Genomic DNA, 26,190 nt, shown 5'->3' on the forward strand with positions numbered 1-26,190 from the left:
TTGGCAAAGCTCCTCCGGAGCACCCTACACTCCTCACTGCGACGGGGCTTGCGGCAGCTTTGGGAGTGAGACGCAGTTCCCAGGCCACGCCGCGCCGAAAACAAAAAAGGCGGCCCGAAGACCGCCCTTTCCTTACCGAACCGGCAGAAGCCGGATCGATTATTCCTTGATGGTGACGACGATGCCGGCACCGACGGTGCGGCCGCCTTCACGGATGGCGAAGCGCAGCTTCTCTTCCATGGCGATCGGCACGATCAGCTCGACATCGACCGTGATGTTGTCGCCGGGCATCACCATCTCGGTGCCGGCCGGCAGCGACACGATGCCGGTCACGTCGGTCGTGCGGAAGTAGAACTGCGGACGGTAGTTGGTGAAGAACGGCGTGTGACGGCCACCCTCGTCCTTGGTCAGGATGTAGGCTTCGGCCACGAACTTCTTGTGCGGCTTCACCGTGCCGGGCTTGGCCAGAACCTGGCCGCGCTCGACGCCTTCACGGTCAACGCCGCGCAGCAGCGCGCCGATGTTGTCGCCGGCCTGGCCCTGGTCGAGCAGCTTGCGGAACATCTCGACGCCCGTGCAGGTCGTCTTGGTCGTCGGACGGATGCCGATGATTTCGAGTTCCTCGCCGACCTTGACCACGCCGCGCTCGACGCGGCCGGTGACGACCGTGCCGCGGCCCGAGATCGAGAACACGTCCTCGATCGGCATCAGGAACGGCTTGTCGAGCGGACGGACCGGCGTCGGGATGTAGGCGTCGACCTGAGCCATCAGCTCGCGGATCGCGTCCTCGCCGATCGTCTTGTTCGAATCCTCGAGCGCGGCCAAGGCCGAACCCTTGACGATCGGAATGTCGTCGCCGGGGAATTCGTTCTTCGACAGCAGCTCGCGCACCTCGAGCTCGACCAGCTCCAGCAGCTCGCGCGTCATCGACCTGGTCGACCTTATTCAAAAAACACCACGATCGACGGCACGCCGACCTGGCGGGCGAGCAGGATGTGCTCGCGGGTCTGCGGCATCGGGCCGTCGGCGGCCGACACGACCAGGATCGCGCCGTCCATCTGCGCCGCACCGGTGATCATGTTCTTCACATAGTCGGCGTGGCCGGGGCAGTCGACGTGGGCGTAGTGACGGTTGGCCGTCTCGTATTCGACGTGAGCCGTCGAGATCGTGATGCCGCGCGCCTTCTCTTCCGGCGCCGCATCGATCTGGTCGTAGCGCTTGTATTCGCCAAAATACTTCGTGATCGCCGCCGTCAGCGACGTCTTGCCATGGTCAACGTGACCAATCGTGCCGATGTTCACATGAGGCTTAGTGCGCTCGAATTTACCTTTTGCCATAGTCTCTTTCCTTGGACGGCCTGGACCTTCAGTTCAGTCGAATGCGGGGCGATTAGCGACAAAGGCCAAAAAACACAAGCGTCTTTTGGCCGGTGCAGTCTCACTCGGTCCGAACCAGCGATCCGATTGCGGGGATATGACGCCGATATAGGAAGGTTCGGGACAAAATGAAATGGGCGCGGAGCCGACCGATCGAAGCCGGTATCGCGCTCTGTTCCCGCCAATCGCTGTCTGGTTCACGGCCAGTTGATGGCCCATTGCGGCCGCTGGCGAGGTCTGATTTCCTGACCGGATGCATTTCCTTCCGACGACCGTTCGCGGCCCGCTTTTCATGATCGTCTCGACCGGATCGTATCTCGTCAACGATACGATGATGAAACTCGCGACCACAGGTCTGCCCTCCTACGAAGTGCTGTTTCTGCGCGGCGCGGCCGCAACGCTCTGGGGCTTTCCGCTGCTGTTTCTGCTTGGCTACGGCAAACAGATCCCCCTGATCTTCGACGGCCAAGTGCTGCGCAGGAACCTGCTCGAACTGGCGGCGATCCTTTGCTATGTCGTGGCGCTCGCTAACATGCAGATCGCGGATTCCACCGCGCTCGGACAGATCACGCCGCTGCTGATGCTGGTCGGCTCCTCGATCCTGTTCGGCGAGCGCATCGGCGGCCAACGCATGGCGCTGATCGGGCTCGGCTTCATCGGCGCATTGATGGTGGCGCAGCCGACCATGCAGGGCATTTCGGTCTACGCCCTGCTTGCGCTCGGCAATGCGGCACTGGCAGCCGCGCGCGACCTTGCCGGCAGGCGCGTTTCGGCCGAGGTGCCGGGAATGATCGTGGCGATTTCCGCCGTCGTGGTGGTGCTGATCGGCTCGGGTGCGGCACATCTGGTTTCGGAGCGCTGGGTGGCGCCCGAGACGCATCACCTGCTGCTGATGGCCGGCGCCGGATTTTTCCTGATCTTCGGCCATTTCTTCATCTTCATGGCCTACCGCATCGGACCGACCAGCGCCGTGGCGCCGTTTTACTACTGCTTCACCGTCTGGGCGGTCATTTCTGGCCTGCTCGTATTTGGACAATTTCCCAATGCGCTGGCCGTCTGCGGGATCCTGCTTGTCGTCGCCAGCGGGCTCGCCATCGTATCGCTCGACGAACGCAAGCGCCGGCTCGCCTTGGTCGCTTGAGTCAATACGCAGACCGGCCGGCGGATGGAGCCGCAAACACGACTCCATCCCACGCCCGCAGATGGCAGACGAAGAGCCGACGCGTCTAGATGGTGCGCTTGCCGCTGAACTGGTGATACGCCCACAGCACGACGACGGCGCCGACCACCGCAACGATCAGGCTCCAGATGTTGAGGCCGGTGACCCCCGATGCACCGAAAGCACTGAAGATCAGGCCGCCGACAACGGCACCGACGATGCCGAGCACGATGTCCATAATCAGGCCCTGGCCGGTCTTGTTGACGATCTTGCTGCCGATGAAGCCGGCGATCACGCCGAGAATGATCCAGCTGATGATACCCATTTTTTCCTCTCCATCCCCTGCCAACCCGACATTTTCATATGATTGTCAAAAGCTCAAGCCAGCTTGAAATTCTGCCTGCATGCGTCATTGTTGGAGATGGGCCGGGCTTGGTTGAGATGGAGGATCCACTATGGGACTTTTCGACAACGCCGTTCCCGGCGGCAACATCACCAAACCGCTGATGATCGCGCTCGGCGCGCTGCTGGTCGGCAAGATGCTGAGCGGCAGAAGCGCCGACCAGCCGGCCATGGCAATGTCGCCGATTCCTGGGTCGGCACCGGGCAGAACCAGTCGATCAACGCCAATGATCTGGGTGCAGCACTCGGGCCGCAGGTCATCCATGAGATCGCGCAGCGCACCGGCATGGACGAGCAGGAACTGCTCAAGCAGCTTTCCACCGCCTGCCCGGCATCGTCGACAGACTGACGCCAAACGGTCAGGTGCCGCCGCAACACCAGGTGGCCTCCGCGTTCAACAGTTAACGCACGCATGCCCTGAAGCGCTGCGCGCTTTGCCGTGCAGCGTTGGGGTCTAGCGATGATAGAGGAAGAGAATCTGGAGCGGGTAGCGGGAATCGAACCCGCATATTCAGCTTGGAAGGCTGCTGCTCTACCACTGAGCTATACCCGCGCCTTGCACTGAAGTACCGGATTCACCCGAAAAGCGCCATGCGCTTTTCGCCTCCGATGCTTTTCTCGTTTCAGGGCTTCCGGGCCGGCAGTGGTGGAGAGGGTTGGATTCGAACCAACGTAGGCTAAGCCAACGGATTTACAGTCCGTCCCCTTTAACCACTCGGGCACCTCTCCAGTCTGCCGCCGGAGCCATGCAACGAGGCATTCACGCCGATCCGGATCCGAGATAGATGTCCTCTCCGAAATCAGCGAAGCGCCTTATGGCGGCAAGGCCAGTGGGTGTCAACCGCGCTGGTAGGGTTTTTCGATGTTGTTCGCCGGCTGCGGCGACGGGCCATATCCCTGGCCGCGGGACCCAGCTATAGAAGCCAGCCATGAACAACAAGACCAACACCCCGAAAGACACCCACTACGCCAAACTGCGCCGCGCCCATCGCGACGAGAAAAGCGGCGGCGCGCCGGCATTCAGGCCGCGCCTGCCCGTTCCGCCGGGCGAGAATGCCGCCGACGGCCTGGTGCGACTTTATGGCCTGCACACGGTGCGTGCCGCGATCGACAATCCGCGCCGCAAGATCCGGAAAATGCTGGTGACGCGCAATGCGGCCGAGCGTCTTGACATAGCCGACCTCGCCGCCCTGTCCTTCAAGGCGGAACTGGTCGAACCCAGGGACATCGACAAGATCACCGGATCGGATGCGGTGCACCAGGGCGTGCTGATCGAGGCGGAGCCGCTGAAGCCCAAGCGCCTCGATGCGCTCGGCGACACAAGGCTGGTGCTGGTGCTCGACCAGGTCACCGACCCGCACAATGTCGGTGCCATCCTGCGCTCGGCGGTCGCCTTCGGCGCCGGCGCGCTGATCACCACCGCGCGTCACAGCCCGCAGGAATCAGGCGTGCTGGCGAAATCCGCCTCCGGCGCGCTGGAACATATCGACCAGATCGAAGTGAAGAATCTCGCCGACGCGCTCGGGCAATTGCACGAGGCCGGCTTTCAGACGATCGGTCTTGATTCGGATGGGCCGGCGGAACTCGAAATCAGCTTTGCCGGCGAGAAGATAGCGCTGGTGCTCGGCGCAGAGGGCAAGGGCTTGCGCCAGAAGACGCGCGAGACCGTGACGACGCTGGCGCGGCTCGACATGCCCGGCGCCATCCGCTCGCTCAATGTGTCGAACGCGGCGGCGGTCAGTCTCTACGCCGCGCGGGCATTTTTGAAGCGCGGCTGATCCGGAAACGGCAGAGCCGCCTGCCGGGAAGGTCACGAAACGAGAAACGGGTTTCGACGACATCAGCCGAAACCCGTTCTTGGTAGGGCAAGAAGTGGCGGCTTGGGAACGTTATACCGCCGCCTCCGGACCTATGCCGCTTTGCCTTCGAGTCCGGCTGCCTCACTGCCGACCTCGAAATTGGCCATCCGCTCCAGCGCCCGGACCAGGGCCGAGTGATCCTCCTTGGCACCACCATTGGCCGCGCAGGAATTGAACAGTTGCTGGGTGGTCGAGGTGTTGGGCAGCGACACGCCGAGCGCCTTGGCGCCCTCCAGTGCCAGGTTCAGATCCTTCTGGTGCAGTTCGATGCGGAAGCCCGGCGCGAAAGTGCGCTTGACCATGCGCTCGCCATGCACTTCGAGGATGCGCGAGGCCGCCAGCCCGCCCATCAAGGCTTGCCTGACCTTTGCCGGATCGGCGCCGGCTTTCGACGCGAAAACAAGCGCTTCGGCGACGGCTTCAATCGTCAGCGCGACGACGATCTGGTTGGCGACCTTGGTGGTCTGGCCGACGCCGTTCGGTCCGACCAGCGTGATGTTCTTGCCCATCTTCTCGAACACGGGCCTGGCGCGTTCAAATGCCTTTTCCTCGCCGCCGACCATGATGGTGAGCGACGCCGCCTTGGCGCCGACCTCGCCGCCCGAAACCGGCGCGTCGAGATAGTCGCAGCCGAGGTTGTTGATCTTCCCAGCGAATATTTTGGTCTCGATCGGCGAGATCGAGCTCATGTCGATCACCAGCTTGCCCTTGGTCAGGCCTGACGCAACGCCGTTCTCGCCGAACAGCACATCGGCCACCTGCGGCGTGTCGGGCACCATGGTAATGATGATGTCGGCAGCCTCGGCCACGGCGGCATGGCCGGTGACGGTTTTCAGGCCTTTGGCCACGAGATCCGCCGATGGCTTGGAGCGGTGGTCGCTCGCGATGACCTTGTAGCCGGCGTCGAGCAGATGCCCTGCCATCGGCGCACCCATGATGCCGAGGCCGATGAAGCCGATGGTTTCCATTGATTTTCTCCTGAAGGTCTCTGTTCAAATGTATCGAAGGTCGGCGCTGCCCCTCATCCGCCTGCCGGCACCTTCTCCCCGTGAAAAGACGGGGAGAAGGGACAAAGCTCCAGCGCTGGCGGCCCCCTCTCCCCGTTCTTCACGGGGAGAGGATAAGGGTGAGGGGCAGCGCCAGCCGTGGTTGGAAATCCGCCTAAGCCGCAGCGCTCCCCTGCCCGGCGAACTCGCTGAACCAGCCTAATCCGGCCTCCGTGCCGGCCTTCGGCTTGTATTCGGCGCCGATCCAGCCGGAATAGCCGAGGCGGTCGATGTGCTCGTAGAGGAAGGGATAGTTGATCTCGCCCGTCCCCGGCTCGTGACGGCCGGGATTGTCCGCAAGCTGGATATGCGCGATGCGGCCGAGGTTTGCCTCGATTTTCCGGGCGAGATCCCCCTCCATGATCTGCATGTGATAGATGTCGTATTGCAGGAACAGGTTTTTTGAGCCGACACGATCGATGAACGCCAGCGCCTGCTCCGAATAGTTCAGGAAGAAGCCTGGAATGTCGCGCGTGTTGATCGGCTCGATCAGCAGCCTGATGCCGGCCTGCTCCAATTTCTCCGCCGCGAAGGCGAGGTTTTCGGCAAAGACGTCTTCCAGCACCTTGCGGTCGACACCGGCCGGCGCGATGCCGGCCAGGCAATTAACCTGCTCGCAGCCGAGCGCCTGCGCATAGGTGATCGCCTTGGCGATGCCCTGGCGAAATTCCGGCACACGGTCCGGCAGCACGGCGATACCGCGCTCGCCCTTGCCCCAGTCGCCGGCCGGCAGGTTGAACAGAACCTGCGTCAGGCCGTTCTTCTTCAGCCTCGCGGCCACCACATCAGGCGCATGATCATAGGGGCCGATATATTCGACGCCCTTGAAGCCCGCGCGGGCGGCTGCGTCAAAACGGTCGAGGAAATCGTGCTCGCCAAAGAGCATCGACAGATTGGCTGAAAAACGCGGCATTCTTCTCTCCTAATCCAACATGACGATCGCAGTCGGCGCGTCTTCCTGACGTTCGGCAAGGTCCTCGAATTCGGTGATCTTGTCGATCTCGGTGCCCATCGAGATGTTGGTGACGCGCTCCAGGATGAATTCGAGCACGACCGGGACCCGGTGTTCCTTCATCAGCCGCTGCGCTTGCTTGAAGGCGGCGGCGAATTCCTCGGGCTTGCGCACCCTGACCGCCTTGCAGCCCATGGCCTCGGCAACGGCGACATGGTCAACGCCATAACCGGCTTCGGGGTCGTCGGCGCGGTTGATGTTTTCGAAGGCAAGGCTGACCTCGTAGTCCATCGAGAAGCCGCGCTGCGCCTGGCGGATCAGGCCGAGATAGGCGTTGTTCACGACGACGTGGATGTAAGGCAGTCTGTGCTGCGCGCCGACCGCCAGTTCCTCGATCATGAACTGGAAATCATAGTCGCCCGACAGGGCCACGATGGTGCGGTCCGGATCGGCGGCGCGAACGCCAAGTGCTGCCGGCAGCGTCCAGCCAAGCGGGCCGGCCTGGCCGCAATTGATCCAGTTGCGCGGCTTGTAGACATGCAGGAACTGCGCGCCGGCAATCTGCGACAGGCCGATCGTGGTGACGTAGGTGGCGTCGCGGCCGAACGCCTTGTTCATCTCCTCATAGACACGCTGCGGCTTCAGCGGCACCTGTTCGAAATGGGTCTTGCGCTTCATCGTCTTCTTGCGGCCCTGGCACTCCCTCGCCCAGCCCGACCAGTCGCGCAATTTGCCAGCCGTCTTCCACTCGGTGGCGACGTCGAGCAGCACCTTCAATGCGGCACCCGCATCCGAGACGACACCAAGATCCGGCGCGAAGACGCGGCCGATCTGCGTCGGCTCGATGTCGACATGGATGAATTTCTTGCCCTTGGTGTAGACGTCGACCGAGCCGGTGTGGCGGTTGGCCCAGCGGTTGCCGATGCCGAAGACGAAGTCGGCTTCCAGCATCGTCGCATTGCCGTAGCGGTGCGAGGTCTGCAGCCCGCACATCCCAGCCATTAGCCGGTGGTCGTCGGGGATCGCGCCCCAGCCCATCAGCGTCGGGATGACCGGCACGCCCGTGATTTCGGCGAATTCGATCAGCAGATCCGACGCATCGGCATTGATGATGCCGCCACCGGCGACGATCAGCGGCTTTTCGGCGGCATTGAGCATGGTCAGCGCCTTTTCGGCCTGCGCGCGCGTCATCGCCGGTTTGAATGGCATCAGCGGCTCATAGGCCTCGATGTCGAACTCGATCTCGGCCAGTTGGACGTCGACCGGCAGGTCGATCAGCACTGGGCCCGGCCGCGACGAGCGCATCAGGTGGAATGCCTTCTGCAGCGCCATCGGCACCAGATAGGGTTCCATGACTGTGACCGCCCATTTGGCGACAGGCGACGCGATCGCGGCGATGTCGACGGCCTGGAAATCCTCTTTGTTGAGCCGCGCACGCGGCGCCTGCCCGGTGATGCACAGGATCGGAATGGAATCGGCGGCAGCCGAATAGAGACCGGTGATCATGTCGGTGCCGGCGGGACCCGAGGTGCCGATGCACAGCCCGATATTGCCCGCCTTTGCGCGGGTGTAGCCTTCGGCCATGTGCGAGGCGCCCTCGACGTGACGGGCCAGGACATGGCGGATAGTGCCCCTCGCCTTCAGCGCCGAATAGAGCGGATTGATCGCCGCGCCCGGCACGCCGAAGGCGCAGGAGATGCCTTCTTTTTCGAGAACGAGAACCGCGGCATCGACAGCGCGCATCCTGGCCATTTTCCGGCCCTCCACAGGGGTTGTCGTTGTTGGATTGACTAAGGATGTCAGCAAGCCGGCTATTTTTCAATTTTTTCAGAATATTTTTTCATTTCTAGAAAACGGCCGCTATGCATTGATTTTATTTGCCTTCCGGTTTTTCAGGAATTTGCTCGCCGATAGCGGTGGAAAACTTTTTCATTTCCTTGCTCGGCGAAATCGGTGACAATGTGCAATGGAAACCCCCGAAAAACGACAGCGCGGCCGCCCGCGCGCCTTCAACGGGCCATCCGAGGCCAATTCGGTTCAATCGCTCGATCGGGCCTTGCGGATCCTGGCCATCGTCGCCGAGGGTAGCGGCCTGTCGCTGAGCGAGATATCAGCGCGGAGCGGGCTTGCGGCCTCCACCGCCTACCGCATGCTGACGACGCTTCAAAACCACGGCATGGTCGAGTTCGACACGAGCGACCAGCTGTGGTCGATCGGTGTCGAGACTTACCGCATGGGCGCGGCATTCCTGCGCCGCCGCAAGCTGGTCGACCGCGCCCGCATCGTTATGCAGGAATTGATGGAGAACACCGGCGAAACGGCAAATCTCGGGGTCGCCGAAGATGATTGCGTGGTGTTCGTCAGCCAGGTCGAGACGCATCAGGCGATCCGCGCCTTCTTCCGTCCGGGCACGCGCAGCCCCTTCCATGCGTCCGGCATCGGCAAGGCGGTGCTGGCGCATCTCGAACCGGAGCGCGTCGGGACCATCCTGCGCAAGGCCGGCCTGCAGCGTTTCACTGACAAGACGCTCTCCGAGATCCCTGCCCTCGCCCACGACCTGGCGACGATCAAGCAGCGCGGCTGGTCGGTCGACGACGAGGAACGGCACCCCGGCATGCGCTGCGTGGCGGCGGCCATCTTCAACGAGTTCGGCGAACCGATCGGTGGCGTCTCGGTGTCGGGCCCGACCGTGCGGGTGACGCCGGAGCGGCTGGCCGAAATCGGCCCGATGGTGCGCAATGCGGCGGCAGAGGTAACCAGGATGATCGGCGGGACAACGGGCTGATCGGCTGCAGCGCGCTCTTGTCGCTGATAGGAGTTTGGCCCGCTGGACGCGCATCAAATGCCTATACATCGTGGGTTGCCGCGCCAAAGGCCGACGACAAGCGGCGTGATTGGAATGCATGCGAAAGGGCACGCATGAGGAAAACGGTTCCGCTTCTGCTTGCCGCTTCACATTGCGGATGTGTGGCGGCAGCGCCCAAACCCGATCCTGGGGACCAGCGCGTCAATCCGATCCCGATCTCGCTTGCTCTGGAGGAGATCGTCACCACGGGCATCGCCGGCGCCTGGAGGACCCTGCCTCCGCCAGGTTCGGGACGATGCTTGCCGGCGAGCGGACCCGCAACGGCCACCGGGAGATCGTGATCTGCGGCCATGTCAGCGTCAAGAAATCTTCCGGCGACCATGGCACCGACGAACCTTTTGCCGCCAAGATCTATCCCGACGCGGGAAGCAGCTTCGAACTCGTCGCGATGGGTGACCAGTCACCGAATGCGAGCCTCCTCATTGGCGACACCTGCCGTGCCGCCGGATTAGCGATCCTGGACTCCAAACTGAAGGCTAGTCTCTAAACGCGACCTTCCGGCGTTCAAACGAGGAAAAGGGGCCGCGTGCAGCCCCTCTTGCCTGTGTTGGCACACCTTCTCTCAAAGACGGCAGTAGTGGCTGTAGCCGTCGTGGCCGATATAGGTGTCGGAGTCCGGATCGTAGCTCGAATAGCGTTCGAAGCAGCGGCGTACATGCCAGGAACCGCCATCTTCGTCGACATAGACAGTTCGCGGCTGCTGCTGGGCGAGTAGGCTGCCGAGGACGAAACCGCCAACACCGGCGGCGATGCCGATGCCGAGGTCGTGGTGATGCGAGTGAGCCGCCGAGGGCTGAACGGTGCCGACCAAAGCGGTGGCGGCGACAGTGGTGGCGACGAGGCCGGAAACGAGTATGCGCTTGAACATGACGATCTCCTTGGTTCATTGACCGAGGCGATCCATCCGCCTCTTGATCATCTGTCGCGGTGACAAGGAAAAAGGTTCGAAAGATTTCTCGGGCGGACAAAGATCGACCAGCTCGACGTGGCCACGTGGCGCCAGTCATCAACGATGAAATCGGCGCATGGCGGCACGCGGACGCAAGAAGGGCGGCCGAAGCCGCCCTTCAGACTGCTGACGAACCCCGTCGATTTTCGGCGGGGTTTTGTTTTGCGCGTTGATTGAGCTTTGTAAATTGGTGTCAGGAGAAGATGTCAGGAGGCTGGCGCTGCGCATCTGGCCTCAGGCGGGTGCTGGTTTTGGGCTTGGCCAGAGGCTGATTGCGATCTTTTTCATGTTCTGGGCGGCGGCGGCGATCAGGCACTGGCAGGCGACGCGGGTTCGCCCTCGGAAGCGGGCATAGCGGTGGCCGAAGAGCTGCTTGGCGTCGGCGAAAGACCGCTCGACCGTCTCCTTGCGGCGCCGGTAGATGGCCTTGCCCCATGCGGTCGAGCGATTGGCGTCGACCCGCTCGCGGGCGTCCTGCCAGACATGGCGCGTGATGGTGCGTTCGGCCTTGGCGTTTGAGGTGCAGGAGGCCAACAGCGGACAGTCGCGGCAGATCGCCGGATCGCTCCTGTAATGCCGGTAGCCGCTGCGGTCGGTTGTGGCATAGGCAAGCAACTGGCCCTGCGGGCAACGATAGCCGTCCGCATCCGGCTCATAGACGAAGGCGCTCTTCCTCATCATGCCGGGCTTGGGCGGGGTCGGGTTGCGATAGCCGGTGACGCCCCTGATCGTCCTGTCCTCCAGCCCCTTGGCGATGCCCGGCGTGGCGTAGCCGGCATCCAGCCCCGCAGCCGCCACATTGAAGCCGAAGCGCTCCACCTGGCGGTCGAGCCGGCCGAGATAGACGATCGAGTCATGCACGTTGGCCGGCGTGGCGAACGTGTCGGTGATGATGCCGCAACGGCCATCCACCGTGCGGTGATCGAGATAGAAGAAGCCCTTCGGCTTGCCCTCGCGCACCATGTAGCCGGCCTCCGGATCGGCACGGCTGACCTTGGTCTGCTTCTCGGGCGGCTTGCGCTGCTTCTGCTTCTGCTTCAGCGGCTTTTGGCCATGCAGCGCCCGCTCCACCTCGATGGCGCGGTCGAGTTCGCTCCAGTAGTCGGCCCGCGACTTGGCGACCAGGGCAAGGTCGTATTTGCCCTTGTTGGCGTTGGCCTTCAGATGCGTGCTGTCGGTGTAGAGCACCGTCCCGTCCACCAGCCCCGCCCGGATCGCCTGCTCGACGATGCGGTCGAAGATCGCCTGCGCGATCGTCTCGTCCTGGTAGCGCCGGCGCCGGTTCTGCGACAGCGTCGAGGCGTCGAACACCTTGTCCGTCAGCTTCAGCCGCAAAAACCAGCGGTAGGCGACATTGACCTCGATCTCGCGCACCAGCTGCCGCTCCGAGCGCACGCCGAACAGGTAGCCGATGAACAGCGCCTTGAACATCAAGGTCGGATCGAGCGGCGGTCGGCCATTGTCGGCGCAGTAGAGCGGCGCTGTCAGATCGTGGATGAAGAAAAAGTCGATCGCGCGATCGATCTTGCGCAACAGGTGGTCAGCCGGAACCAGCTGATCCAACGTCACCATCTCGAGCGCGGTCTGTTCAGGGGCGGGTCGCTTCAACATGACCCAGTGAATCAAAAACCCCCGGCAAATGCCAGTGGTTGTCAGCAGTCTGAAGGGCGGCCGAAGCCGCCCTTCTTCGATCGCACCGTCAGGCTATGTTCAGTAGACGATGATGTGATGGTGATGATGGTGGTGGTGATGATGGTGCCACCAGTAATCCGGGTAATCAGGGTAATCCGGGTAGTCTGAATAGTACGACCAATCCTCGTAATGATGATGGTGGTGGTGCATACCGTAAGCTGACGACGTCTGAACCGTGGCGGCCAGCGCGCCTGTGGCGACGAAAATGGCTACGAGAGCGGAAGTGAGCGTGCGCTTGAACATGATGATCTCCTGGATCCTTGACCGAGGCGACCATTCGCCTCTGGAGATCAGTCGACGGAGGGCGGCAAAAGGTTCGAAGGTCGGGGAGATTTTTCGGCTGAGCCGGAAAAAGCGAGTGGTGAGTAGTGAAGACAGGATCACGAACGTCGGGTCACTACTGACTACTGACTACTGACTACTGACTACTGACTACTTCCTGACCTCATCCCATGCCGGTGATATGGCGAAGCCAGAAGGCGAGCGCGATGAAGCCGATGATGGTGGTCACGCCGGTCCAGTCGACATTGGCCTTCTTCACGTCACTGATGAGCTTCACCAGCAGCATCCAGGCGATGACGACGATCGGAAGAATGATGACAAGCCTGATCATGCGACACTCCAGTTCGAAGCGATTGCACCTGCCTTACATGTAGGAAGCACGTTTGCGGATTTCAGCGTGGGGCCCACGCGTCATCGACCAGGGCACGAAGCCGAAAAACGGAGTTTTGTCTTTACTGGCGCGACAAATATGCTAACGGGGCGCCATGCCCTTGTAGCTCAGCTGGTAGAGCAGCGGTTTTGTAAACCGAAGGTCGCGGGTTCGATTCCTGCCGGGGGCACCAGTTCCTAACGTGTACGACCCAGCAGCCCAAAACTGTATTTGACCACGGGCGCGCCCCTCTACGAGGCGCTCGCGATTTGGGCAGACACGTTCGTCCTGGTGAACGTATTCCTCACCCTGATCGACCTGAGGAGATAAGCGGCCCAGATGCCGGTCACCACAAACGAGGCTATGGGTGCCACCAATGCATCGCCTGCAAGCGCTTGGTTCACCGAGACGCCCAAAATCGATGAGATCCAGATCGTGTCCAGGATGAACACGAGCGGAATTGCAAACCACTGGAACAGAAACAATTGCGGGAAGCGGTGGCTTCGTCGCAGCATCGAAACCAGCACGACCAGCTGAAGCGCCAGAAACGCCAGATTGAGGGCAACTTCGCCATACGCCGCCAGAGCCCCGTTCGGCAGGGTCACGAGTTGCTGGTAACCTTCGACCGAATTGGCCAATTCCGCGATCGTACGCAGCGGTGACAATGTCTGACCGATCGCCAGCAGCATCAACCAGCCGCCGAAACCCGCAAGTGTCGCTGGATTCTGTGATGGCTTCGCGGCTGACCGGACGGCAAAGAAAACAGGCACGCCGATCAGCAACAGTACTATTGCCCAATGCCAGATGGAAAACGACATCTTTATCCCCCTTTTATGCCCCTTCAGGTTGTATCATATTTTAAATTCAACTCAAGAGGTGAAGCTCGCGAGAGGCACGTCGGATGCCGAAGCGGCGATTTCTGCTGCCTGCTCCTGACAGTTAGTTTCACACCCCAATCGCCGCCACCAATATCCGGTTCTGCCGCCTTATCGCCGCGCGCAATTCCGGTATTCCTGCCTTCTCGCGTTTCACGAACTCGATGAACATCATGTTCATGTTGTTGAAGATCAGTTCGCCGAGTGACGCCCCGTCGATGTCCTGACGTACCAGGCCGAGCGCCTGCAGCCGGGCGATCAGTGCGCGTATCTGCTCGGTCAGCGATCGGTCGAGCGCGCTGTAGGCCTGCCCGAAAGGGCTGTCTGGCAGTTGCGTCGAGATCGCCATCGCCTGCCGCCACATCTCCTTGCTGAGATAATGCAGGGAGTGCTCGATATAGATGCCGACCAGCATGTCCAGCGCATCGCCGATATTGGCCGGCGGGTTGGCAACGACACCGCGTCCAGCATTGAGGACCTCGTTGACCTCGAGCGAGACGATGGCACCGAGGATGTCGCCCTTGTTCTGGTAGTAATTGTAGATCGTGCCGATCGAGACTTCGGCTTGCGCCGCTATCGTCTCGATCTTGGCGCCCTCGTAACCGGTCTCGCGGAAAAGCGCCGCCGCCGCCTCGATGATGCGCCTGTGACGGTCCGCCTTTTGCCTTGCCCTCAATCCGCTCATGTCGGCCTCTTGCCACAAAAACAGAATTGACTCAATTTTAGAATTGGTTCAACTTTTTGCAAGAAGCCACAAAGGCAAGGGAGAACACTCGATGTCCGTCAAATCCGCGAATCCGCTTTCTGGCCTGAAACGCCATCTGCATCGAGCTTGCGCCGCCGCGGCCCTGCTGCTTGGGGGCGGCAGCCTCGCCCAGGCCGCCGATCTCAACGCGCTGATCTGGTGCGACCATTCCGATCCGGCGCTGCTCCAGCCCTTCGAGACGGCCAACAACGTCAAGGTCAACGTCAAGGAATTCGAGGGCACCGGCGCTGGTCTCGCCATCGTCGAGCAGTCCCAGCCCGGCGACTGGGACGTGATGGTGATCGACTCGATCGACGTGCCGCGCGGCGTCGAGAAAGGCCTGTTCGAGCCGCTGCCGGAAGACAAGCTGCCCTTCGCCGACCTTTTCCCGCAAGTGAAGATGGACAAGTCGACGATGATCGACGGCAAGCGCTACGGCATCACCGAAAAGTTCGGCTACAACACGATCGGCTTCAACAAGACCAAGGTCGATCCGGCCGACATGCAGTCTTTGGCGTCGCTGACCAGCGACAAGTACAAGGGCAAGGTCGCCATATACGACTACTACCTTCCGGTCATCGGCATGGCGGCGCTGGCCATCGGCAAGAAGACGGCTGATCTCACCGAGGCCGACCTGCCCGCCCTCAAGGAAGAGCTCCTGAAGATGAAGGCCAATGCCAAGCTGGTCGGCGAAGTAACCGCCAGTCAGACCGCGCTCGCCACGGGTGAAGTCGACATACTGGTCGGCGGCGGCGAGTGGGTGACGGCGGGACTGGCGAAGGAGAACCCAGCGCTGGATTTCTCCATCCCGAAAGAGGGCGCGGTGCTGTGGTCGCAGTCGCTGGCCATGTTCAAGGATTCCAAGAACAAGGACATGGCGCTGAAGTTCATCCAGTACATACTGAGCCCCGAGGGCCAGGCGCGGCTTGCCACATCGTCCTGCTATTGGGGCATGCCGTCGAACACCAAGGCCGCGCTCACCGACGACCAGAAGAAGGTCCTGCGGTTCGACGAGCAGCCGGGCTTCCTCGCTCGTGCGCAAGCCTATCCGGCGCCCAATGCCGATCTCGACAAGAAGATGCAGGACATGTGGACCGAAATGTTGCAGGCCAAGTGATCGGCCTCTGCCCATGAACTCTGCAGGAAACAACGGACGTGCCCAGCCCCGGGCGGGCCGTGCCCTGCCCTGGGCGCTGGTCACGCCGGCGCTCGGCTGGACGCTGCTGTTCTTCGTGCTGCCGTTCATCGCCATGGGGCTTTCCAGCCTGACGGCGCATGGGGGCGGCGGTTTCACCCTCGCCAACTACAGCCAGTTCTTCACCAATCCGTCCTACTGGCAGGCGATGGTGAACTCGCTGCAGGTCACGGCAATCGTCACCGTGGTTTCGGTGCTGCTCGCCTACCCCTTCGCCTGGATCCTGGCCGAACAGGTGCCGGAGCGCTGGCAGCGCTTGGCGCTGATGCTGGCCGTGCTGCCGTTCTGGACCTCCTATGTCGTGCGCTCCTATTCCTGGCTGCTGGTGCTGGCGCAGAACGGCGTCATCAACCGCGCGCTGATAGGTTCGGGCCTGATCTCGGAGCCGCCGCAGCTCGCCAACACGCGTTTGGCCACGGTCACCGGTTTCGTGCATTTCTTCGTCATGCTGTTGACGCTGACCATTTTCGCCAACCTCAAGCAGCTCAGCCCGAGCTATCGCAAGGCGGCCGCCGATCTCGGCGCCGGACCGGTGCGCACTTTCCTACACATCATCCTGCCGCTGACCTTGCCCGGTATCATGGTCGGCGCCTTCCTGACCTTCGTGCTGTGCATCGGCGACTACATCACGCCGCAGATTCTCGGCGGCAACAACGAGCTTCTGATGCCGCAGTTGGTGATGATGCAGATCGGCCGGCGCGGCGATTTTCCGCTGGCCTCGGCGCTGTCGATCATCCTGATGGCGGTCGTCACCGTTGCCTACCTCGCCTGCGCGCGCTGGCTGAAGATTGAGCGGGCCTGACCATGCGCCAAGTGATCCGCGTCGCTTCCTGGATCTATGCGCTTGCCGTCTACGGCTTCATCTTCCTGCCGGTTGTCGTGCTGGTGCTGTTCTCGTTGCAGTCGACCTCCTTCCCCATCCCGCCCTTCACCGGCCCGTCGCTGCGCTGGTACGATGCCGTGCTCTCCGAAGCCAGGCTGACCTCGGCGCTGGTCAACTCGCTGCTGGTCGCGGTGCTTTCCTCGGCGACCGCCGTCACGCTCGGCTTCCTCTCGGCCTGGGGCTTCGCCCGCTTCGTGCTGCCGGGCTCGGGCGTGCTGCGCGGCCTGATCACGCTGCCGCTGACGGTCAGCTATCTCATCATCGGCATGGGGCTTCTGGTGCTGTTCAACTGGGCCGGCGTGCCGAAGTCGCTGCTCGCCGCCGGTATTGGCCATGTCGTGATCAACCTGCCGCTCTGCTTCGCCATCATCTACAGCCAGATGGGCGACCACCAGATCAACATCGAGCGTGCCGCGCGCGACCTCGGCGCGCCGGAGTGGAAGGTGCTGCTCCTCATCACCGTGCCGGTCATGGCGCCGGCCATCTTCGCCGGCTTCTTCCTGTCGATGACCTTCTCCTGGGACGAGTTCGTGATCTCTTTCCTACTCACTCGTTTCGACACCACATTGCCCGTGGAAATCTGGAACCTGCTGCGCTCCGGCCTTAATCCAAAAACCAATGCCGTCGGTTCGCTGGTCTTTGCCGTTTCCATCGTGCTGGTGGTGCTGTTCGAACTGACTTTGCTGCGCAGGAGAAAGCCATGACCGCGCCCCTGGTCGACATCCGCAGTGTCTCGCACCGTTTCGGGCAGCTGGCCGTACTGAAGAACGTCTCGCTGCGGATCGAGCCCGGCAGCTATACGATCCTGCTGGGGCCGTCGGGCTCCGGCAAGACGACGCTGCTGTCCATACTGGGCGGCTTCCTCACCCCAAGCGAAGGCAAAGTCTTTATCCGTGGCGAGGACTGCACATCGGTGCCGCCGGCCAAGCGGCCGACGACAACCGTGTTCCAGGACTACGCGCTGTTTCCGCATATGAGCGTCGGCGGCAATGTCGGCTTCGGCCTGCGTATGCAGGGCGTCGATGGCGCGACACGCGCCGCCCGGGCGCGCGAGGCGCTGGCGCTGGTAGGCCTTGCCTCCGCCTTCGACAAGAAGCCGCACCAGCTTTCCGGCGGCCAGCGGCAGCGCGTCGCGCTGGCGCGTGCGCTGGTCATCGAGCCGGCGGTACTCTTGCTCGACGAACCGCTCGGTGCGCTCGATCTCAAACTGCGGCGGCAAATGCAGGACGAGTTGAAGGCGATCCAGAAGCGCGTCGGCACCGCCTTCATCCATGTCACCCACGACCAGGAGGAAGCGATGGCGCTGGCCGACCACTGCGTGGTCATGAATGATGGGCGCATCGAGGACGAAGGCCCGCCCGAGCGTGTCTATGCCAGGCCGGCGACGCGCTTTTCTGCGACCTTCATGGGCGAAAGCACGATCCTTGCCGGAACGGTGATGAAAGCAACAAACGGTGCAATCACGGTTTCGACGCCAGCGGGTGCGATCTCGCTGTCCGGCGCTCAGCCGGCCAGCACCAGCATTGCGCTTGCTATCCGGCCGGAACACCTGCGCCTTGGTGAGACCAAAAGCGATATTGCGCTGGGTGCCGCCAAAGTCAGCGATGTCGTCTTCCAAGGCAGCTTCAAACGCGTGCTGGCGACTTCGGCGTTGGATCCGGCACTGCAGTTCATCGCCAAGGCACCCGCATCCACAACTGTTCAGGCAGGCGACACTGTCGTGGTTTCGTGCAACGCTGACGACATCATCCAGCTGGCGGACTGAGACATGAGTGTGCTTCCAGCTATCGACGCGGCAGACTGGTACGAGACCATCCGCATGGCCGACGGCGTCACGCTGATCCATGAACCATGGATCAAACCGTTCTTCCGCTGCAACATGTGGCATGTGCGCGGTCGCGACCGCGATCTCCTCTTCGACACCGGGCTCGGCCATTTCAGCCTGCGCACGCATGTGCCTTTGACGGAGCGCAAGCTCATCTGCGTCGCCAGCCACACGCATTTCGACCATATCGGCTGTCACCACGAATTTCCCGACCGTTGCGTGCACAGCGCCGAAGCGGAAATCCTCGCCGATCCGCGCAGCGAATGGACGGTTGCCGACCGCTACGCCACCGACGAAATGTTCGATCGGCTGCCGCAAGGCTGGGACACCGCGCGCTACGACATTTTACCCGCGCCGGCCGACCGTCTGCTTGAGCATGGCGATATTGTGGATCTCGGTGACCGTGCCTTCGAGGTCGTCCATACGCCGGGCCATTCGCCTGGCGGCATCGCGCTCTACGAGACAAAGACCGGCATCCTGCTGTCCGGTGACATCGTCTATGACGGCCCGCTGATCGACGACGTCTACCACTCGGACATCCCGGACTATATGGCCACGCTGATCGCCATGCGCGACCTTGATGTCTTGGTCGTGCATGGTGGCCATTTCCCGAGCTTCGGCAGAGTGCGCTACCGCCAGCTGATCGACGAGTACCTGGCGCACAAGCGCCGGGCCGGCTGCCATTTGCGGCAGCACCCCTAACAGGCTCAACGCATCAATTCGAAATGTCGCGGAAATGCCTGATGCAGCAGGAGCAGCATCGTCTTGCGCAGAACGTCGGTATCGCGCCCGGAAGGGTTCAGATGATCCCAGTACCACGCACCATGAACTAGATAATTCAGACTCTCTGAGAGAGTGTTGATATCGACGCCGGCATAGCCGCCGCCACGCGCGATCTCGATCAGCAATTCGCGCGCTTCGGCGGTGTAGGCGAGGTCACTGGGCAGGCCAATCTCATTGTAGATCTGCATGCTCTTGCGGTCGCTGGAGAACACGACGAAGACCGACACCCATTTCGGATGCTGCCGGGCAAAACGTTGCGCGCATTCGACGGCTCCCAGCAGCCTGTCAACCGGCGAGAGGCCGGGCGCCCGCACCAGGTTGAACCACAGCTCATCATACTGATCGCTGAGATATTGCAGGACGGCCCGGAACAAGTTCTCCTTGCTGCGAAAGTGGAAGACGACCAGCGCGTTGGACGAGCCGACATGTTCGGCGATGCGCTGCATGGTGACGCTCGCCAGGCCCTCCTCCGCGATGAGCTCGATGGTGGCGTCGATGATGCGCTGCACGCTCGCTTCGCCGCGTTCGCGCCGACGGTCCCTGGGAACGGCATCGTTTGCCGACTCCCTGCCCTTCGTCGTCGCAGCCTTGTGTTTCTCCGGCTTTGCGGTTGCCTTGCGCTGCGCCATTTTCGTCAGCCCTTTCGGACCTGCGGCGGAATTATTTCGCCGCACGGATTGCTGTGCCATACGGACCGCCGGCTCATCCCCCAAACCGCTTAAAGCGACGGGCGTGTCCCGGCATTTCCATACCATTGCCCCCGAGCCGTTTCATAGGCCAGCCCGGCCCGGAAAACGTGAGCGTCGCTATAGGTGCGGCCGACGATCTGGATGCCTGTCGGCACGCCGTTGGCGGCATGGCCCGACGGTATGGAAAGAACCGGGCAGCGGCTCATCATGTTGAACGGCGTCGTCATCACCCAGCCCAGCGATGGGTTCACCTGCCTCCCGTTGATCTCGACAGTGTCCCTGGTCTGGTCGAACTCCGCCGGAACCGCCGGGATAGCGTTTGTCGGGCAGATGAGCACGTCATACTTTTCCAGCAACGGCCCAAGGGTCTGGTACATCCTGGCGGCGACATCCAGTGTTGCGACAAAATCCGTGGCCTTCGACTTTTGCCCGTCCTCGGCGAACTTGCGGGCATAGCTGGTCATGTCGTCGGCGTGCCGTTGGAGCAGTTGCGACAGCGACGCGCCGAACAGATGCTCAAGATACATCATGGCGGCCTTGAGCACCTCATCGCCCCAGCCCAGATCGACCTCCTCGACAGTGGCGCCCAGCGACCGGAAGACGTCGCACGCGGTAAGCGTGTTCTTGCGAACCTCCGGATCCACCTCATAGGAGCCGAGATCCATGGAGAAAGCGATCCTCCAGCCCTGGATCGGCTTATAGTCGGACGGCAGGCGCAATTTGGGGCGAAGCGTCGCGATGTCGAGCGGGCTTGGCCCGGCCATGACGTTCTGCAGCAGGATCGCGTCCTTCACGGTTCGCGCCAACGGTCCCGTGTGGCAGTAGAAGTCGAGATTGAAGGGCGGATCATCCGGGTTTCGGCCGTAGGGCGGCTTGAAGCCGACAAGGCCGCAAGCCGATGCGGGAATGCGGATCGACCCGCCAATGTCGGATCCCGTCGCGATCGCGGAGGTGCCCGAAGCCAGCGTCGCCGCCGCGCCGCCCGATGAACCGCCCGGAGTGAAGTCCGGGTTCCATGGATTGCGCGTGACGCCCCATCGCTTCGACCAGGTATAGCCGGCGCAGCTGAATTCCGGCGTCGCGGTACGCGCGTGGACGATGCCGCCGGCCTTGACGATGCGCTCATTCATGGTCGAGGTGTGGCCGCCAATGGCATCTTTCGACAGCAGCGAACCGTGCGATGTCGGCTTGCCCTTGATGTAGCTCTCGTCCTTGATGCCAATCGGCAGGCCCTCGAGCGCACCGGTTCTGGCGCCTTTGGCGTATTTCGCCTCGGCCTTGGCGGCCAGCTCCATCGCCTCCTCGAAATGCGTGAACGTGAAGCAGTTGATCGCCGATTTTGTGGCTTCGGCGCGGCGAATGGTGGCCCGCATCAATTCGACGGGCGAGAGTTTCTTCGCCTTGAACAGCCGCAGCGCCTCATGGGCCGGCATGTAGCAAATGTCGAGATCGGACATCGGAAGTCTCCCGCGATCAAGAGACCGCACTTGGCATGAAGGTGGCCGGGCCGCGCATTGCGGCCCGGTGGCTGTTCTCGGATTGGGTTGGCAGCGCTATTTCTGGAGATCGGTCCAGATTTTCGTGTAGAGCGCCTGCACATTCGGCGGACAGGCCTGCATGAACTGGCCCTTGGCGGCAAATTCGGCCGGAATTGCCACTTCAGGCGCGGCCTTCATGTCGTCCGGCATGAAAGTGTCGGAGCCCTTGATGCCATTGGCGTAGCGCGCGAAGGCCGAGATCATCGCGGCATTCTTCGGGTCCATGATGAAATTCTGGAAAAGCTTGGCGTTCTCGACATTCTTGGCGTCCTTGAGGACGGCGACATTGTCCATCCAGATCGGAAAGCCTTCCTTCGGATAGCCGTAGACGATCTTGTCGTTCTGCAGCCGCTCGCGCAGCGATATGCCATTCCAGTTGACGCCGGCGGCAATGTCGCCCCTGCCCAGGCCGTCGACGGCCGCGTAGTCGAGCGAAAGCCATTTCGCCTTCGCCGCGATCAGTCTGTCGTGCACCTTCTTCAGGACTTGCATGTCGTCGGTGCAGTATTTGCCGCCTTCATAGGCGATGGCGAGGAAAAGGATGTCGCCCATTTCGGGCACGACATTGATCTTACCGGCGAGTTCCGGTGGCGGGTCGAGGAAAATCGCAGATGTGTTCGGATCGCCGGCATAGACCGACTTGTTCACCGAAATGCCCGTTGTCCCCCACTGCCATGGAACCGTGTATTTACGGCCCGGATCAAAGGGAACATCGACCCATCGCGGATCGACATTCTTGAAATTCTCCATCTTGTTGGGATCGGTCTCCAGCAGCAGACCTTCGCTGATCCAGATCGGCACGACGCTGGCCGACGGCACCACGATATCGTAGCCGGACGCGCCCTGGCGGACCTTGGCCAACGCGGTGTCGTTGGAGTCGTAATCGGTGACGGTGACCTTGACCTTGTAGGTCTCCTCGAACTTCTTGATCAGGTCCGGGCTGGTGTAGTTGCCCCAGTTGTAGATGTTGAGTTCGCCATCGGCGCGGGCAATGCCTGTTACGGCGAAAAGCGATAGCCCAACGGCCGCCGCTGTCAGTTTCCAGTTCATGCTAGTGCTCCCATTGTTGGGACCGGCCGCGTCGCCGCCTCAGGTCCATTTCCTGCGATGAACAAGCCTGTTGACGCCTTTCGTCCCGATGATGGGCCGGACGGCTGTCGAGATATTTCCCTCTTCGCGGCCATTCACAGGCAAATGCCGGCTGGCCAACTCGGTTATCCCCGAGGCTAAATTATAACTAACTATACAGTCAATATCTTTTCGCCGGCACTACCGCGACCTAATCAGATGCCCTGCACTTTCCAGGCGGCGAGCCGCTGACAGAATGGCGGCGCAGGCTCAGCCGCGGCTGTTGGCGGGAAGCGAAATCCGATAGTCTGGCCCTCGATTCCTCGGTTTCCGCCAAGACCGCAGGCGATCCAGCAGCAGGCAAGACATGCCGAGCATCGGCGGCGGTTCCATGGCGTGGATGGACGATCGTGCTTTCGCGACCTAGAGCGCTCTTTGCGGGCAAGGCATCCCTGCGGCATCGCCGCAGCGTGACGCCGTGGGTAATGGTCTGGTGCTCATTGCTTCCGACTGGCGCACAAGCTCGGCGAAGACCAGCGCGAAGCTACCCAGCATGACAAAAACGACGATCAGGCGTGTTACCGGCAATGTGTCGGCCTCGTCTGGCTGGCGCATGTCCCGGGTATGAGGATTTTCCAGGAATCATGCGCACGATCAAAAGTGCCGCAGCCTCCATTTGACATCCCGAAGGATACAGCGGTGCTGCGGGCGCCCCACGCTGCCCATGCCGGCTAACATGATCGATCCGCGTTTACGAGAGTTTAAGCCCCGCCTTAACCATCACATTCGCTCGCGCTTTGACATGAAGCGCGAGCTACCGGCTTTGGCGACGCAGCCCGGCGCAGTTTCGCTGGCCGACATACCGGCTCTCTTTGCAGACCCGCCCGCCCATGCTACCCCGGCGCTGGCGCGGCCGGAATCTCGCCAATCGGTCGCGATCGGGGAGCCATGAGCACAGCCGCCAACAGCATCGCCTTCGTTTCGTCCGACACAGCAGACGCCAAGGCGGCGCTGGAAAGCCTGACGAGGCGCTATGGTCAGTGTTCGGTCGCGGACGCGGGCGTTGTGGTGGCCTTGGGCGGCGACGGCTTCCTGCTGCAGACTTTGCGCGACACGATGGGAACGGGAAAGAAGGTCTACGGCATGAACCGTGGCACCATCGGCTTCCTGATGAATGAGTACCGGTCCGGAGGGCTCACCGAGCGCATCGCGGCCGCGGTCGCTGAAACGATCCGCCCGCTCGAAATGCAGGCCGTCACCTCGGAAGGCGAAACGGTGTCGGCGCTGGCGATCAACGAAGTGGCGCTGTGGCGCCAATCCTATCAGACGGCCAAGATCCGCATCAGTGTCGACGACCAGATACGGCTCGAGGAACTGAGCTGCGATGGCGTAATGATCGCCACGCCTGCGGGATCGACCGCTTACAATCTTTCCGCGCACGGCCCGATCCTGCCGCTCGACGCTCCGCTTCTGGCGCTTACGCCGGTCAGCCCGTTTCGCCCGCGCCGCTGGCGTGGTGCGTTGCTCTCCAACAAGGCGACCGTGCGCTTCGACATTCTGGAGCCTGAAAAGCGGCCGGTGAACGCCGCCGCCGACCACACGGAGGTCAAGGCGGTGACTTCCGTGACAGTGCGGGAATCGCCGACAGCCACGGCGACCTTGCTGTTCGATCCCAACCATTCCTGGAACGAACGCATCCTGGCTGAACAGTTCCGTTACTGAGCCGGCACAGAGAGAAGCGGCCGGATTAAGCATCGCGATTAAGGTTACGACTTCACAATCGCGCCAATCCCGCCTGTTTCTGTTGACAAATCGTGGACTTGCGCCTAATCGCATACCAACTTTGCAGGCGCGCGGCGCTTGCCGCGACGAATGACGTTGCGCCTCCCCGAACCAGCCAAAGACGACAACACTTGTCCTCAGACACCACGATCGCTCAAGAAGCGTTGACCTTTTCAGACCTCGGCCTGTCGCCGAAGGTGCTTTCCGCAGTCACCGATGCCGGCTACACGCAGCCGACTCCGATCCAGGCCGGCGCCATCCCGCACGCCTTGCTCGGCAAGGACGTGCTGGGTATTGCCCAGACCGGCACCGGCAAGACGGCCTCCTTCGTGCTGCCGATGCTGACCCGGCTGGAAAAGGGCCGCGCCCGCGCCCGCATGCCGCGCACGCTGATCCTGGAGCCGACGCGCGAACTCGCCGCACAGGTCGAGGAAAACTTCGTCAAATACGGCAAGAACCACAAGCTCAACATTGCGCTGCTGATCGGCGGCGTGTCGTTCGACGAGCAGGACAAGAAGCTGGAGCGCGGCGCCGACGTGCTGATCGCGACGCCGGGCCGCCTGCTCGACCACCGCGAACGTGGCAAGCTGCTGCTCAATGGTGTCGAGATCCTTGTCATCGACGAGGCCGACCGCATGCTCGACATGGGCTTCATTCCCGATATCGAGCGCATCTGCGAGATGATCCCGTTCACCCGGCAGACGCTGTTCTTCTCGGCGACCATGCCGCCCGAGATCACCAAGCTGACGGAGAAATTCCTGCATGCCCCGGTGCGTGTCGAGGTTTCCAAGGCAGCCTCCACCGCCACCAATATTACGCAGCGGCTGGTGAAATCCGGCTCCAAGCCATGGGACAAACGCGAGACGCTGCGCAACCTGATAAAGGCCGAAGACGCGGAACTGAAGAACGCCATCATCTTCTGCAACCGCAAGGTCGAGGTGTCGGAGCTGTTCCGCTCGCTGCTGAAGCATGATTTCGATGCCGGCGCACTGCATGGTGACATGGACCAGCGCGCGCGCATGCAGATGCTGGCTAATTTCCGAGACGGCAAATTGCGCTATCTCGTCGCTTCGGACGTGGCCGCGCGCGGCCTCGATATCCCCGACGTCAGCCACGTCTTCAACTACGACGTTCCGATCCATGCCGAGGATTATGTCCACCGTATTGGCCGCACCGGCCGCGCTGGTCGCTCAGGCAAGTCCTTCACCATCGCGACCAAGTCCGACACCAAGTATATCGACGCCATCGAACGGCTGATCGGCACCAAGATCGAGTGGCATGACGGCGACCTGTCGACGGTTGTTGCCAGCGAGAGCGAGGATGATGCTCCGCGCCGTGGCAAAGGCGTGCCGCGTCGTGCCGGCCGCAAGGACGAGGACCGCAAGGCCCATGATCGCAAGGACAATGGCGAGCGCAAGCGAGGCGGCGAACGTCGTGCCCGACGCAGCGAGGAAGATGCCCCGGCCGCGGTTGCCCAGCAGAGCGAACAGCCCGATGCACCCGAGTCGGCCGTGGCCGACATTGTCGAACGGCGCGCGCGCAAGGATGCGATCCGTTCGGAAAACACCGAGCGCAAGACGTCCTCGGATCGAGCACCGGAGCGCGGTGACACCAGGCCCCAGCGCAACCGCCCTGCCCGCCAGCATCAAGAAGACAATGATAGCACCGTCGGCTTCGGCGACGACATGCCGGCCTTCATGCGCATCGTCGCCAAGGTCTGATCGCCGAACGATTGAAAGCAAGCCAGCCATCCGGCTTGCCCTCCCGGCAGACGTCTAACCGCGTCGCGTGAGAACAGAGTCAGGCGACGCGCCATAGGCCTTTGTTTTCATCCGTGTCGTGCTCCCAAGACGG

24 protein-coding genes, 3 tRNA genes and 2 pseudogenes are annotated in these 26,190 nt (G+C 62.1%); 13 read left to right on the forward strand and 16 right to left on the reverse strand.

The genetic code is table 11. The features are described 5' to 3' along the window. Positions 1–159: 159 nt before the first annotated feature. A pseudogene (gene tuf, locus FJW03_RS09715) lies at positions 160–1,337 on the reverse strand (elongation factor Tu). Positions 1,338–1,629: 292 nt separating this feature from the next. Here tuf and FJW03_RS09720 point away from each other — a divergent pair. Next, positions 1,630–2,517 carry a DMT family transporter gene (locus FJW03_RS09720; protein ID WP_140767439.1) on the forward strand — a complete coding sequence of 296 codons (888 nt, stop codon included), beginning with the start codon at positions 1,630–1,632 and terminating at the stop codon, positions 2,515–2,517. An 85-nt stretch (positions 2,518–2,602) separates the two neighbouring features. On the opposite strand, the gene FJW03_RS09725 is transcribed toward FJW03_RS09720, so the two are convergent. Continuing rightward, complete coding sequence (locus FJW03_RS09725; protein ID WP_140609805.1) at positions 2,603–2,860, reverse strand: GlsB/YeaQ/YmgE family stress response membrane protein; 258 nt, start codon at positions 2,858–2,860, stop codon at positions 2,603–2,605. A 130-nt stretch (positions 2,861–2,990) separates the two neighbouring features. On the opposite strand from FJW03_RS09725, the pseudogene FJW03_RS09730 reads away from it, so the two are divergent. Beyond that, positions 2,991–3,342 (forward strand): annotated as a pseudogene (locus FJW03_RS09730) (YidB family protein). 74 nt (positions 3,343–3,416) lie between these two features. On the opposite strand, the gene FJW03_RS09735 reads toward FJW03_RS09730, so the two are convergent. Continuing rightward, positions 3,417–3,490, reverse strand: a tRNA-Gly gene (locus FJW03_RS09735). Between the two features lie 91 nt (positions 3,491–3,581). Further along, positions 3,582–3,666 (reverse strand) — tRNA-Tyr (locus FJW03_RS09740). A 200-nt stretch (positions 3,667–3,866) separates the two neighbouring features. On the opposite strand from FJW03_RS09740, the gene FJW03_RS09745 reads away from it, so the two are divergent. Continuing rightward, positions 3,867–4,715 (forward strand): TrmH family RNA methyltransferase, encoded by an 849-nt coding sequence (locus tag FJW03_RS09745; protein ID WP_140767438.1) that lies wholly within the window; start codon positions 3,867–3,869, stop codon positions 4,713–4,715. A 131-nt stretch (positions 4,716–4,846) separates the two neighbouring features. Here FJW03_RS09745 and FJW03_RS09750 read toward each other — a convergent pair whose 3' ends face one another. From FJW03_RS09750 to gcl, 3 genes are all read right to left on the reverse strand, one after another. Continuing rightward, positions 4,847–5,764: a 2-hydroxy-3-oxopropionate reductase gene (locus FJW03_RS09750; protein ID WP_140767437.1), complete on the reverse strand. Its 918-nt coding sequence runs from the start codon at positions 5,762–5,764 to the stop codon at positions 4,847–4,849. Positions 5,765–5,957: 193 nt separating this feature from the next. Beyond that, the gene (otnI, locus tag FJW03_RS09755; protein ID WP_140767436.1) at positions 5,958–6,755 is read right to left on the reverse strand and encodes a 2-oxo-tetronate isomerase; all 798 of its coding nucleotides are present in this window, start codon (positions 6,753–6,755) and stop codon (positions 5,958–5,960) included. 9 nt (positions 6,756–6,764) lie between these two features. Then, a complete protein-coding gene (gene gcl, locus FJW03_RS09760; RefSeq protein WP_140698603.1) occupies positions 6,765–8,546 on the reverse strand; it encodes a glyoxylate carboligase in 1,782 nt (593 codons plus the stop codon). A gap of 214 nt (positions 8,547–8,760) precedes the next feature. Here gcl and bhcR point away from each other — a divergent pair, with 214 nt between their 5' ends. Together bhcR and FJW03_RS09770 are read left to right on the forward strand one after the other, a co-directional pair. After that, on the forward strand, positions 8,761–9,579 hold the full coding sequence (bhcR, locus tag FJW03_RS09765) for an HTH-type transcriptional regulator BhcR (protein ID WP_140698600.1): 819 nt from the start codon (positions 8,761–8,763) through the stop codon (positions 9,577–9,579). A gap of 316 nt (positions 9,580–9,895) precedes the next feature. Then, complete coding sequence (locus FJW03_RS09770; RefSeq protein ID WP_226890626.1) at positions 9,896–10,147, forward strand: hypothetical protein; 252 nt, start codon at positions 9,896–9,898, stop codon at positions 10,145–10,147. Between the two features lie 75 nt (positions 10,148–10,222). Here the strand turns inward: FJW03_RS09770 and FJW03_RS09775 are convergent, their stop codons facing one another. The 4 genes from FJW03_RS09775 to FJW03_RS09790 form a co-directional block, all read right to left on the reverse strand. Continuing rightward, entirely contained in the window at positions 10,223–10,528 is a 306-nt protein-coding gene (locus tag FJW03_RS09775) for a BA14K family protein (protein ID WP_140609755.1), read from the reverse strand. Between the two features lie 315 nt (positions 10,529–10,843). After that, on the reverse strand, positions 10,844–12,220 hold the full coding sequence (locus tag FJW03_RS09780; protein ID WP_140767523.1) for an IS1182 family transposase: 1,377 nt from the start codon (positions 12,218–12,220) through the stop codon (positions 10,844–10,846). Positions 12,221–12,319: 99 nt separating this feature from the next. Beyond that, a complete protein-coding gene (locus tag FJW03_RS09785) occupies positions 12,320–12,544 on the reverse strand; it encodes a hypothetical protein (protein ID WP_140766902.1) in 225 nt (74 codons plus the stop codon). 202 nt (positions 12,545–12,746) lie between these two features. Continuing rightward, positions 12,747–12,914: a hypothetical protein gene (locus tag FJW03_RS09790; RefSeq protein ID WP_081850636.1), complete on the reverse strand. Its 168-nt coding sequence runs from the start codon at positions 12,912–12,914 to the stop codon at positions 12,747–12,749. Positions 12,915–13,070: 156 nt separating this feature from the next. On the opposite strand from FJW03_RS09790, the gene FJW03_RS09795 reads away from it, so the two are divergent. Continuing rightward, positions 13,071–13,146: transfer RNA gene (locus FJW03_RS09795), tRNA-Thr, on the forward strand. Positions 13,147–13,204: 58 nt separating this feature from the next. Here FJW03_RS09795 and FJW03_RS09800 read toward each other — a convergent pair. Continuing rightward, a complete protein-coding gene (locus tag FJW03_RS09800) occupies positions 13,205–13,771 on the reverse strand; it encodes a DUF2569 family protein (RefSeq protein ID WP_140766901.1) in 567 nt (188 codons plus the stop codon). Between the two features lie 127 nt (positions 13,772–13,898). Beyond that, positions 13,899–14,513: a TetR/AcrR family transcriptional regulator gene (locus tag FJW03_RS09805; RefSeq protein ID WP_140766900.1), complete on the reverse strand. Its 615-nt coding sequence runs from the start codon at positions 14,511–14,513 to the stop codon at positions 13,899–13,901. Between the two features lie 91 nt (positions 14,514–14,604). Here FJW03_RS09805 and FJW03_RS09810 point away from each other — a divergent pair, with 91 nt between their 5' ends. From FJW03_RS09810 to FJW03_RS09830, 5 genes are read left to right on the forward strand one after another with little or no spacing between them, the layout of a single operon-like run. After that, the gene (locus tag FJW03_RS09810) at positions 14,605–15,690 is read left to right on the forward strand and encodes a spermidine/putrescine ABC transporter substrate-binding protein (protein WP_140766899.1); all 1,086 of its coding nucleotides are present in this window, start codon (positions 14,605–14,607) and stop codon (positions 15,688–15,690) included. A 13-nt stretch (positions 15,691–15,703) separates the two neighbouring features. Beyond that, entirely contained in the window at positions 15,704–16,570 is an 867-nt protein-coding gene (locus tag FJW03_RS09815) for an ABC transporter permease (protein WP_140766898.1), read from the forward strand. Positions 16,571–16,572: 2 nt separating this feature from the next. After that, positions 16,573–17,355 (forward strand): ABC transporter permease, encoded by a 783-nt coding sequence (locus FJW03_RS09820; RefSeq protein ID WP_140766897.1) that lies wholly within the window; start codon positions 16,573–16,575, stop codon positions 17,353–17,355. After that, entirely contained in the window at positions 17,352–18,416 is a 1,065-nt protein-coding gene (locus FJW03_RS09825) for an ABC transporter ATP-binding protein (RefSeq protein ID WP_140766896.1), read from the forward strand. Before FJW03_RS09820 ends, FJW03_RS09825 begins: the two co-directional genes overlap by 4 nt. A 3-nt stretch (positions 18,417–18,419) precedes the next feature. Further along, positions 18,420–19,178 (forward strand): MBL fold metallo-hydrolase, encoded by a 759-nt coding sequence (locus FJW03_RS09830; protein ID WP_140766895.1) that lies wholly within the window; start codon positions 18,420–18,422, stop codon positions 19,176–19,178. 5 nt (positions 19,179–19,183) lie between these two features. On the opposite strand, the gene FJW03_RS09835 is transcribed toward FJW03_RS09830, so the two are convergent. The 3 genes from FJW03_RS09835 to FJW03_RS09845 form a co-directional block, all read right to left on the reverse strand. Continuing rightward, positions 19,184–19,888, reverse strand: a complete 705-nt coding sequence (locus tag FJW03_RS09835; protein WP_140766894.1) for a TetR/AcrR family transcriptional regulator — start codon at positions 19,886–19,888, stop codon at positions 19,184–19,186. Positions 19,889–19,977: 89 nt separating this feature from the next. Then, a complete protein-coding gene (locus FJW03_RS09840; RefSeq protein ID WP_140766893.1) occupies positions 19,978–21,405 on the reverse strand; it encodes an amidase in 1,428 nt (475 codons plus the stop codon). A gap of 96 nt (positions 21,406–21,501) precedes the next feature. After that, positions 21,502–22,536 (reverse strand): extracellular solute-binding protein, encoded by a 1,035-nt coding sequence (locus FJW03_RS09845; protein ID WP_140766892.1) that lies wholly within the window; start codon positions 22,534–22,536, stop codon positions 21,502–21,504. Between the two features lie 966 nt (positions 22,537–23,502). Here FJW03_RS09845 and FJW03_RS09850 point away from each other — a divergent pair. Next, a complete protein-coding gene (locus FJW03_RS09850) occupies positions 23,503–24,276 on the forward strand; it encodes an NAD kinase (protein WP_140609744.1) in 774 nt (257 codons plus the stop codon). A gap of 191 nt (positions 24,277–24,467) precedes the next feature. Beyond that, on the forward strand, positions 24,468–26,057 hold the full coding sequence (locus tag FJW03_RS09855) for a DEAD/DEAH box helicase (RefSeq protein WP_181173349.1): 1,590 nt from the start codon (positions 24,468–24,470) through the stop codon (positions 26,055–26,057). Positions 26,058–26,190: the final 133 nt, after the last annotated feature.

It is taken from the genome of Mesorhizobium sp. B4-1-4 (assembly GCF_006439395.2).
Taxonomy (GTDB): domain Bacteria; phylum Pseudomonadota; class Alphaproteobacteria; order Rhizobiales; family Rhizobiaceae; genus Mesorhizobium.

Excerpts from the sequence above, each read along its gene's own strand:
- FJW03_RS09810 (WP_140766899.1), top strand. The coding sequence starts at position 14,605 with ATGTCCGTCAAATCCGCGAATCCGCTTTCTGGCCTGAAACGCCATCTG.
- bhcR (WP_140698600.1), top strand. The coding sequence starts at position 8,761 with ATGGAAACCCCCGAAAAACGACAGCGCGGCCGCCCGCGCGCCTTCAAC.
- otnI (WP_140767436.1), bottom strand. The coding sequence starts at position 6,755 with ATGCCGCGTTTTTCAGCCAATCTGTCGATGCTCTTTGGCGAGCACGAT.
- FJW03_RS09830 (WP_140766895.1), top strand. The coding sequence starts at position 18,420 with ATGAGTGTGCTTCCAGCTATCGACGCGGCAGACTGGTACGAGACCATC.
- FJW03_RS09770 (WP_226890626.1), top strand. The coding sequence starts at position 9,896 with ATGCTTGCCGGCGAGCGGACCCGCAACGGCCACCGGGAGATCGTGATC.
- FJW03_RS09785 (WP_140766902.1), bottom strand. The coding sequence starts at position 12,544 with ATGTTCAAGCGCACGCTCACTTCCGCTCTCGTAGCCATTTTCGTCGCC.
- FJW03_RS09835 (WP_140766894.1), bottom strand. The coding sequence starts at position 19,888 with ATGGCGCAGCGCAAGGCAACCGCAAAGCCGGAGAAACACAAGGCTGCG.
- FJW03_RS09820 (WP_140766897.1), top strand. The coding sequence starts at position 16,573 with ATGCGCCAAGTGATCCGCGTCGCTTCCTGGATCTATGCGCTTGCCGTC.
- FJW03_RS09825 (WP_140766896.1), top strand. The coding sequence starts at position 17,352 with ATGACCGCGCCCCTGGTCGACATCCGCAGTGTCTCGCACCGTTTCGGG.
- FJW03_RS09845 (WP_140766892.1), bottom strand. The coding sequence starts at position 22,536 with ATGAACTGGAAACTGACAGCGGCGGCCGTTGGGCTATCGCTTTTCGCC.
- FJW03_RS09800 (WP_140766901.1), bottom strand. The coding sequence starts at position 13,771 with ATGTCGTTTTCCATCTGGCATTGGGCAATAGTACTGTTGCTGATCGGC.
- FJW03_RS09780 (WP_140767523.1), bottom strand. The coding sequence starts at position 12,220 with ATGTTGAAGCGACCCGCCCCTGAACAGACCGCGCTCGAGATGGTGACG.
- FJW03_RS09790 (WP_081850636.1), bottom strand. The coding sequence starts at position 12,914 with ATGATCAGGCTTGTCATCATTCTTCCGATCGTCGTCATCGCCTGGATG.
- FJW03_RS09775 (WP_140609755.1), bottom strand. The coding sequence starts at position 10,528 with ATGTTCAAGCGCATACTCGTTTCCGGCCTCGTCGCCACCACTGTCGCC.
- FJW03_RS09815 (WP_140766898.1), top strand. The coding sequence starts at position 15,704 with ATGAACTCTGCAGGAAACAACGGACGTGCCCAGCCCCGGGCGGGCCGT.
- FJW03_RS09805 (WP_140766900.1), bottom strand. The coding sequence starts at position 14,513 with ATGAGCGGATTGAGGGCAAGGCAAAAGGCGGACCGTCACAGGCGCATC.
- gcl (WP_140698603.1), bottom strand. The coding sequence starts at position 8,546 with ATGGCCAGGATGCGCGCTGTCGATGCCGCGGTTCTCGTTCTCGAAAAA.
- FJW03_RS09840 (WP_140766893.1), bottom strand. The coding sequence starts at position 21,405 with ATGTCCGATCTCGACATTTGCTACATGCCGGCCCATGAGGCGCTGCGG.
- FJW03_RS09745 (WP_140767438.1), top strand. The coding sequence starts at position 3,867 with ATGAACAACAAGACCAACACCCCGAAAGACACCCACTACGCCAAACTG.
- FJW03_RS09725 (WP_140609805.1), bottom strand. The coding sequence starts at position 2,860 with ATGGGTATCATCAGCTGGATCATTCTCGGCGTGATCGCCGGCTTCATC.
- FJW03_RS09850 (WP_140609744.1), top strand. The coding sequence starts at position 23,503 with ATGAGCACAGCCGCCAACAGCATCGCCTTCGTTTCGTCCGACACAGCA.
- FJW03_RS09750 (WP_140767437.1), bottom strand. The coding sequence starts at position 5,764 with ATGGAAACCATCGGCTTCATCGGCCTCGGCATCATGGGTGCGCCGATG.
- FJW03_RS09720 (WP_140767439.1), top strand. The coding sequence starts at position 1,630 with ATGCATTTCCTTCCGACGACCGTTCGCGGCCCGCTTTTCATGATCGTC.